Raw genomic sequence first — 2,108 nt, 5'->3', positions numbered from 1 at the left:
GTCGTGGACACATCCGGTCGCCACCAGCATCTCGACGACGTGGTCCCACCCATAAAACCGGTCGTGACTCGGCCGAGACCACGTGATCCGCGTGCCGCCATCATCGACGCTGCGCGCATCGAATTCGGCAAACGAGGGTACTTCATGACCCGAATCGATGACATCGCGGACGATGCCGCCGTACCGCTTGCTGCCGTCAAGAAGCTCTTCCCGACGAAACAGCACATCCTCGTCGGAGCGCTGCAAGCGCGCGTGGACCTTCTGCGGGAGACAGTGGCGGACGATCTTCTCATCGGGACGGACGAACTCACCATCATGGAAAACTTCCTGCTCCGCTGCGCGCAGTTGGCTGCCGACGAGATCGAGTTTATGGACGCGATGCTAGTGGCCGTTGCGCACGATACCTATGGCGAACCCGACGGCCTGCTGTCCATCAAGCAGAAGCTCAACATTCCGTCGATAATCGGACCCGTCATACAGCAGGGCCAGGATTCGGGGACTCTGGCCATGATCGGCAGCCCGGTCGACCTAGCCGCGGGAATCACCAATACCCTCCTCATGCGGTGCTTCACCCGTCGAAACAACACACCGGAGGACAACGCGACGTTCATCGCGGACTTATTGCTGCGTGGGCTCAGGAATCAGCCGCATCAGTCGAGTTGAATGGGTCCCGAATCCACCCGTCCGTCGAGAAGCAGTAGGCGGAACCCTCGCTGTCAGGATCAAGTGAGACACGTGCAGTGAACGAGTGCACACCCTGGGGGCATGACTGGAGCATCACCGATGAGCAGCCCGACGCCCGTACCGCCGCCACACGAGCCGATCGACCCCGCGCCGAAAGCGACGCGTCGTACCTTCACTACCGAATACCGCAACCAGATCGTCGACGAATATCGCGCCGCCCCTTTCGGTGACAAATCTGCCGTTCTGCGCCGCGAACGCCTCTACCAGTCGCAGTGCGCGAATGGTCCGCTACCCGAGACAAAACCACACCGACAGCAACACCGACGAGCGTCTTACAGGCAGAGTCGCACCACTATCACCGCGTCCGACCGCAAAGAGATCGACCGCCTCAATCGCTGCAACGCGCACCTCGAGAGGCAGCTGACGCAGACGGGGCCGCGCTCGAGATCATAAAGAACTGGCCGAAAATTCATCTGATCGACCCAATGCTCGGCCCGCCAACAAGCCCAACCGTATTTGGGAACGGTCGGAAAGCGTTACTTGGTTACCGTGCGCGCCGACGTTGACGCCGATCCGCGCTCGAGTACAAGCACGCAGCGCACCGATCCGCCATCACCTTCGAATATCCCAAAGTTGATGTCGCTACCGACACTGTAATTGGTTGCTGCATAACGGCGCCCCAGAGCCGAACAGTCGTGTTCTGGATGGCTACCGGGGGCAGGTAGATAGGGGCCTCCTACGAACTCCACTTCGTGAGGAGTGTTGCACGCAACCACGGGTTGACCGGACGCGCGCGCACACTCTCTCAATACGTCGGGAACTACGCCAGCCCACGCTGCGGCAACGTCAGCTTCCGACCCGCCAGCCGCCTGAGACACTGCGTCCGGATGCACCCGGCAGGTTCCGCTAGCCGCATCGACCTCGAGCATCAGCGTGTCCAGCGCGGGATCCAGACCCCACGCTTGAAGTATCGCCATTTCGGTGCATTGTCCAGGCGGTCGGTTGGCGTCCCGACCATCCGCTGAGCAAGGTGGCTGCCCTGCAGCGCAGCTAGTTTGGGTAGCTGTTGGCTTTCCGGCCGAAGCGCCGTCCGAGGAACTTGGCGATCCGGCGGTCGGCTCCCTGGCCAACCAGAACGTCACCACGATGGCCGCAATGGCGAGAAGCACGGCGAGCACTCCGGTGAACCCGCTTACAACGCCAGCTACCTCGTCTGCAATCTGTAGCCGGCGTGGCTGACTGTCTTCGTTGTCGTCGTGGGACATTGCGTGCTGCCCCGGCCGTCAAACGATGTCGACGGACGTCAGAAGGGCTGTGGTCGATTCGCAACTTCCTGTACTGCCTACCCGCTCTACCAGTACTTTTACGACGCTGACCCCGTCCAGCTGAGTCGACAGCATTGCCTGTTGATCGAACGAAATCTT

At 61.1% G+C, this 2,108-nt stretch carries 1 protein-coding gene; it reads left to right on the top strand.

What is annotated here, in order from left to right:
- Positions 1-663, top strand: a 663-nt coding sequence (locus tag WBQ44_RS16075) for a TetR/AcrR family transcriptional regulator (RefSeq protein ID WP_495567670.1), incomplete at its 5' end; no start/stop codon positions are given.
- Positions 664-2,108 lie beyond the last annotated feature (1,445 nt).

The organism is Rhodococcus sp. (in: high G+C Gram-positive bacteria) (assembly GCF_049591685.1).
Classification (GTDB): Bacteria; Actinomycetota; Actinomycetes; order Mycobacteriales; family Mycobacteriaceae; genus Rhodococcoides.
Note: the sequence above shows the minus strand (reverse complement) of the source record. Positions and strands in the feature narration are given on the sequence as shown.